General features: G+C 73.4%; 4 protein-coding genes and 1 pseudogene. 3 read left to right on the top strand and 2 right to left on the bottom strand.

Annotated features, from left to right (window positions below; translation table 11 throughout):
• The coding region (locus KS423_RS40020; protein WP_224284645.1) for a hypothetical protein at positions 1-236 on the top strand (236 nt) is incomplete at its 5' end.
• Complete coding sequence (locus KS423_RS40015; protein ID WP_224284644.1) at positions 236-1,723, top strand: serine hydrolase; 1,488 nt, start codon at positions 236-238, stop codon at positions 1,721-1,723. The genes KS423_RS40020 and KS423_RS40015, both read left to right, overlap by 1 nt.
• A gap of 57 nt (positions 1,724-1,780) precedes the next feature.
• On the opposite strand, the gene KS423_RS40010 is transcribed toward KS423_RS40015, so the two are convergent.
• On the bottom strand, positions 1,781-2,842 hold the full coding sequence (locus KS423_RS40010; RefSeq protein WP_224284643.1) for an ATP-dependent DNA ligase: 1,062 nt from the start codon (positions 2,840-2,842) through the stop codon (positions 1,781-1,783).
• A gap of 66 nt (positions 2,843-2,908) precedes the next feature.
• On the opposite strand from KS423_RS40010, the gene ligD reads away from it, so the two are divergent.
• A complete protein-coding gene (ligD, locus tag KS423_RS40005) occupies positions 2,909-3,916 on the top strand; it encodes a non-homologous end-joining DNA ligase (protein WP_224284642.1) in 1,008 nt (335 codons plus the stop codon).
• Between the two features lie 13 nt (positions 3,917-3,929).
• On the opposite strand, the pseudogene KS423_RS40000 reads toward ligD, so the two are convergent.
• Positions 3,930-4,095 (bottom strand): annotated as a pseudogene (locus KS423_RS40000) (8-amino-7-oxononanoate synthase); the annotation flags it as partial.

Raw genomic sequence — 4,095 nt, 5'->3', positions numbered from 1 at the left:
ACACCGGCCGCCGGCCTCCCGGAGTGCCCGACCAGGGCCTGCCGGCCCGGCGGGGCACCCGGCTGACGGTGCTCCCGTGCGGTCCGGACGGGCGCCGACCCGCGCGCGGCCACACGGCGGCGGTGCTTACGGTGGCGACGCTCCCCCGCAGCCCCGTGGAGCAGCACTCCGGCCTGGCCGACCAGCGCTCCGGGGCCCTTCGCCAAGGGGCCGACCGCCCCGGAGAGGCGCCTTGATGACCGACACCCGACGCACGTGCCCGACCACGCCCCGCTCCGTGCGGATACCCCACTCGCCGCGGGCGGCCGTTGCCCGCTCCGCCCGGGTGGCCTCCGCCGCCCTCGCGCTGACCGGCCTGCTCGCCGTCTCCGCCTGTTCCGGGGACTCGAAGCCCGCACAGCAGGCCGGTCCGGCGGTCACCGCCGAGCCGGCCGCGCTCAGCCCGTCCCCCACGCCGAACAGCAGCCCCTCCGGCGGCGTGGTGCGGCTCACCCCGGACGTCATGAGCCGCCTGGACGTCGCGATCAAGCAGGTGATGAGCCAGGCCTCCATCCCCGGGGTGATCGTCGGCTACACCGCCCCCGACGGCAGCTACCAGCGCACCTTCGGCGTCGCCGACAAGGACGCCGGGACGCCGATGTCCCCCGACCTGTACATGCGCATCGGCAGCGTGACCAAGACCTTCACCGCCACCGCCGTCCTGCGTCTCGTGGACCAGGGCAAGCTCGGCCTGGACGACCCGGTCTCCAAGTACGTCCCGAACGTGCCCGGCGGCGACGGGATCACCCTGCGCCAGCTCGGCGAGATGCGCAGCGGCCTGTTCGACTACACCCGGGACCCGGACTTCCAGCAGGCGTTCTTCAGCGACCCGAACCGGCCCTTCACCCCGGACCAACTGCTCGCGTTCGCGTTCAGGCACCCGGCGAACTTCGCCCCGGACGCCGAGTACGAGTACTCCAACACCAACCTGATCCTGCTCGGCCTGGTGGTCGAGAAGGTCGGTGGACAGCCGCTCCAGGACTTCCTGAACCAGCAGGTGTTCACCCCGGCCGGGCTCACCAAGACGTCCCTGCCGACCGACGCGGCCTTCCCCGACCCGCACGCCCACGGCTACACCAACCAGACGCAGAGCGGCGCGGTCGAGGATTCCACCACCTGGAACCCGTCCTGGGGCTGGGCGGCCGGCGCCGCCGTCTCCAACCTCGCCGACCTCCAGACCTGGTCGAAGGTGCTCGCCACCGGCGAGCCGCTGCTCAAGCCGGCCACCCAGGCGGAGCGGCTGAAGTTCAAGGCCGTCGGAACGAGCCCCGACCTCGGCTACGGCTTCGGAGTGTTCACCACCCACGGGTGGATCGGCCACAACGGCTCGCTGCCCGGGTACGAGAGTGTGGTGCTCTACCTGCCGCAGGCGCAGGCCAGCCTGGTCATCCTGCTCAACACCGACATCCAGCAGGGTGGTTCGGAGCCCTCGACGTCCCTGGCACGGGCGATCACCCAGATCGTCTCGCCGAACAACGTCTACACGCTGCCCACCCCGCCCGGCTCGGGCTCGCCCACGGCCTCCCCCTCGCCCACGGCCTCGCCGACGGCCTCGCCCACGGCCTCGCCCACGGTGTCGCCGTCGCCGGCGGTCTCGCCCACAACCTCCCCCTCGCCGGCGGTCTCGCCCACGGCGACCACTCCGGCGGTGCCCACCGGCACCCCCACGCTGCACGTCTCCTGAACCTGAACCATGTCGAAGGCCCGACCCGGTCGTCCGGGTCGGGCCCACGGCACATCGTCAGATCCCCAGCACCTTGCCGAGGTCGTACGAGACCGGCTCCTCCAGCTGCGCATAGGTGCAGCTCCCCGGCGTACGGTCCGGCCGCCAGCGGCGGAACTGCGCGGTGTGCCGGAACCGGGCGCCCTCCATGTGGTCGTACCCGACCTCGACCACCCGCTCCGGGCGCAGCGCGATCCAGGAGAGGTCCTTGCCGCCGGTCCAGCGGCTGACCGCGCCGGGCAGCCGCCCCTCCGCGTGCGCGGCCTCGTCCGCCCAGCCGCCCCAGGGGTGCCGGGAGAGGTCCTCCATCCGCAACGGCGCCAGCTCCTCGGCGAGTTCGCGGCGGCGGGCCATCGAGAAGGCGGCGCAGACGCCGACGTGCTGGAGCCTGCCGTCGTCGTCGAAGATGCCGAGCAGCAGCGAGCCGACCACCGGGCCGCTCTTGTGCTCGCGGTAGCCGGCCACCACGCAGTCGGCGGTGCGCTCGTGCTTGATCTTGTACATGGTCCGCTCCCCCGGCCGGTACGGCTGGTCCAGCGGCTTGGCGACCACCCCGTCCAGCCCGGCGCCCTCGTACTCGGCGAACCAGGTCCGGGCGAGGTCGAGGTCGGTGGCGGCCGGGGCGGTGAACACCGGATCGGTGGCGTCGGCGAGCGCGGACTCCAGGGCCGGGCGGCGCACCGACAGCGGCTCGCCCAGCAGGCTCTCGTCCCCGAGCGCGAGCAGGTCGAAGGCGACGAAGGAGGCCGGGGTCCGCTCGGAGAGCAGCTTCACCCGGCTCGCGGCGGGGTGGATCCGCTCCAGCAGCTCCTCGAAGCGCAGCCGGCCGCCCCGGGCGATCACCACCTCGCCGTCCAGCACGCAGCGCGGCGGCAGCTCCCGCTTGAACGCCTCGACCAGCTCGGGGAAGTACCTGGTCAGCGGCTTGCCGGTGCGGCTGCCGAGCTCCACCTCGTCGCCGTCGCGGAACACGACCGAACGGAAGCCGTCCCACTTGGCCTCGTACTGCATCCCCGGCGGGATCTCGGCCACCGACTTGGCGAGCATCGGCGCCACCGGCGGCATCACGGGCAGGTCCATGCCACCGATCCTCGCCCGGTTCCTCTCGGGGCGCGCGCCGAGCGTTCGGCGCTTAGCGTGAGGGGCGTGGGCTCAGCCGTGGAACTGGATGTCGCCGGACGCACCGTCCGGCTGTCGAACCCGGACAAGGTGTACTACCCCGAGCGCGGCTTCACCAAGCTGGACGTCGCTCAGTACTACCTGGCCGTCGCCGACGGAGTGCTGCGCGGGCTGCGCGACCGCCCGACCACCCTGCAGCGCTTCCCGGACGGGGTGGACGGTGAGTTCTTCTACCAGAAGCGTGCGCCCAAGGGGCTGCCGGACTGGCTGCCCACCGCCCGGATCGAGTTCCCCAGCGGCCGCTCCGCCGACGAGATCTGCCCCACCGAGCCGGCCGCCGTGCTGTGGGCGGCCAACCTGGGCTGCCTCACCTTCCACCCCTGGCCGGTGCGGCGCTCCGACACCGACCACGTGGACGAGCTGCGCATCGACCTCGACCCGCAGCCCGGCACCGACTTCCACGACGCCGTCCGCGCCGCCCACGAGCTGCGCGCCCTGCTGGAGGAGTACGGGCTGCGCGGCTGGCCCAAGTCCTCCGGCGGGCGCGGGCTGCACGTCTATGTGCCGCTGGCGCCCGAGTGGACCTTCACCGACGGACGGCACGCGGTGATCGCGCTCGGCCGGGTGCTGGAACAGCGGATGCCCGGGAAGGTCACCACCGCCTGGTGGAAGGAGGAGCGTGGCGAGCGGATCTTCGTCGACTACAACCAGATGGCCCGCGACCGCACCATCGCCTCCGCCTACTCCCTGCGCGCCCGCCCCAGCGCCACCGCCTCCACCCCGCTGCGCTGGGAGGAACTGGACGACGCCGCCCCCGAGGACTTCGACCTGCGCACCGTCCCCGCCCGCTTCGCCGAACTCGGCGACCTGAACGCCGAGATGGACGGCCAGGCGTTCCACCTGGAGGCCCTGCTGGAGCTGTACGACAAGCAGCTGCGCGACGAGGGCCTCGGCGAACTCCCGTACCCGCCGGACCACCCGAAGGCGGCCGGCGAGCCCACCCGGGTCCAGCCGAGCCGGGCGAGGAAGAAGTAGGGCCCCCGGGGCTTCAGCTCCGCGCGCCCGCCGGGGCCAGCTCGGCGACGATGCGGACGGCCTCGGCGATCTGCCCGTCGGTCAGGTCGCCCCGCGCGGTCAGCCGCAGCCGGGAGATGCCGTCCGGGACGGACGGCGGGCGGAAGCAGCCGACGGCGAGGCCGGCGCGGCGGCAGTCG

Source organism: Streptomyces sp. LS1784 (assembly GCF_020103755.1).
Lineage (GTDB): Bacteria > Actinomycetota > Actinomycetes > Streptomycetales > Streptomycetaceae > Kitasatospora.
This window is presented reverse-complemented; position numbering and strand designations above follow the sequence as displayed.

Excerpts from the sequence above, each read along its gene's own strand:
- KS423_RS40015 (WP_224284644.1), top strand. The coding sequence starts at position 236 with ATGACCGACACCCGACGCACGTGCCCGACCACGCCCCGCTCCGTGCGG.
- KS423_RS40010 (WP_224284643.1), bottom strand. The coding sequence starts at position 2,842 with ATGGACCTGCCCGTGATGCCGCCGGTGGCGCCGATGCTCGCCAAGTCG.